Genomic DNA, 2,007 nt, shown 5'->3' with positions numbered 1-2,007 from the left:
ATGCGTTACGTCTGTGCGACCTCGGTCAATGTTGTGACTATCCAATACATCTAGCAGTGTCAGATAACAATTCAAATCAAAATGTTCTTTAAATTTATTACCTTGATGTTGTTGGTATGCGACTACTTCATCCGGCGTGAAACGTTCATCATAACTTTTTGATGATCGATATGTCAAAAAACCTAATTGGCGTGCAATACTTAGACCTTCCTTACCACCAAGATGAATGGCTTGCCTTGCAATTTCATTGAAAGCTCTACTATAAGATGATGTTCGACTTGTTGCAGCAAGGATAATGGCTTTATCTACTTCAAACTGTTGATTGTAAAGTAGTTCCATTGCTTGCATACCTCCAAGACTTCCCCCTATTAAAATATTAATCTTATCATAACCAAGGGCTTGTATACCTCGTTCATTCGCTCTGACTATATCTCTTAATGTTAATTTTTTAGGAAAATGAGGGTCGTTTAAAGGTGAACTTGAACCGAAAGGACTACCAATAACATCAAATGTTAAAAATTGATAATCGTGAATGGGTATATATCCCCCATCAATAATTTCTCGCCACCAACCCGGATAATCATCTGTTCCATATGTTAAATGATTGCCAGTTAATGCATGACAAACTACAACTAATGGTTGTCCATGATAACCAACATGCTCATATCTCAAACGCAAGTTATCTATGACTTCCCCAGATTCTGTAATAAATTTCCCTAGATTTAAAGTATCTACTGTGTAATTTGTCATTGTTCTTTCCTCCTTAAACAAAAAAACTTCTCACCCTATTGAAAAGTAAGAAGTCTTTATACTTATCATTCGAGTAACTCGTTGGTTTTAGCACCGTGCTATAAAGTCGGTTGCTGAAGTATCACAGGGCCAAGTCCCTCAACTTCTCACAATAAGAAATATGAAATTGTTATGTGTTAGTTGAGATTCAGTGATGAATTACTTTTATCATTTAAAATATTGTTATCATTGTCATACGTTAGCCAAATCGCTTTCGTGTATACGATTCCCAGTCATACCATAGACGATTTGTATATCAGAATTTTCTGATTACTAACAGTTTACCTAAGTTTAAATATCTGTTCAATGATTTTCAGTTATTTTTAAAAGAAAAATCGTAATGTTGCCATGATAACAATCCCACTAATAATTGTAATAGTTAAACTACGCGTGATTATAGATAAAATAACCGTCGGAATGAGCGCGATAATGTAAGGGATGTTTAATGTATACCCCTCACCATGAGGCGTCTGTTGAATAATGCTGTCTATGACAAGTGCCGTAAATAGTGTGATTGGGATAAATGATAGCCATCGAACCACGACATCAGGCAATTGCACTTTTGAAATCATGATAAAAGGTATAATTCGAATTAATAGCGTTACGATACCACACAATAAAATAAGTATTAACATGTTCATATGAGTTATCATCGTTCCATCATCACTCCTAACGCTGCTGAAATTGTGGCTGCAATTAATATTGCTAGATATGAAGGCATAAACATACTTAGCGATAACATCATTACTATGACGGCAATAATGAGTACTATGTAAATTCTTAATCGCGATTTAGTAATTGATTCAAATTGCGCAATGGCCAAAAAGATAAACATAGCCGTGATAGCAAAATCTAACCCTAGCGTTTGCGGATTTGAGATATATTCGCCAAATAAAGCCCCAGCTACACATGAAATTGCCCAAAATAAATATGCTGTGATATTAAGACCATGCATCCAACGATCATTGATAGCTTCTCCTTTTAAATAAGGTGTAATGGCGACGCCAAACGTTTCGTCAGTTACTAATGAACCTAATCCAACACGGTTCCAAAACCCATATGTCTTGAAGTTTGGTGCAAGCGACATACTTAAAAGGAACATTCTTGAATTTACGATAAATACAGTTAGTACAATCGCTGATATCGGTGTACCTGCTATAAACAACGCGCACATAATAAATTGCGCAGCACCGGCATATATAACAAGACATAACAAGA

General features: G+C 35.5%; 3 protein-coding genes and 1 riboswitch. All 3 genes read right to left on the bottom strand.

What is annotated here, in order from left to right:
- On the bottom strand, positions 1-750 hold a 750-nt coding region (gene metX, locus IDG60_RS12290), incomplete at its 3' end, for a homoserine O-acetyltransferase MetX (protein WP_031806599.1).
- Positions 751-809: 59 nt separating this feature from the next.
- Positions 810-908, bottom strand: a riboswitch (SAM riboswitch).
- Positions 909-1,112: 204 nt separating this feature from the next.
- Positions 1,113-1,442: an AzlD domain-containing protein gene (locus IDG60_RS12285; RefSeq protein ID WP_000628051.1), complete on the bottom strand. Its 330-nt coding sequence runs from the start codon at positions 1,440-1,442 to the stop codon at positions 1,113-1,115.
- A partial coding sequence (locus IDG60_RS12280; protein WP_206160750.1) for an AzlC family ABC transporter permease occupies positions 1,439-2,007 on the bottom strand: 569 nt, incomplete at its 5' end. The genes IDG60_RS12280 and IDG60_RS12285, both read right to left, overlap by 4 nt.

The sequence above is a fragment of the Staphylococcus sp. EG-SA-2 genome (genome assembly GCF_017152085.1).
This window is presented reverse-complemented; position numbering and strand designations above follow the sequence as displayed.

Coding starts and splice junctions, on each gene's coding strand:
- IDG60_RS12285 (WP_000628051.1), bottom strand. CDS start 1,442: ATGATAACTCATATGAACATGTTAATACTTATTTTATTGTGTGGTATC.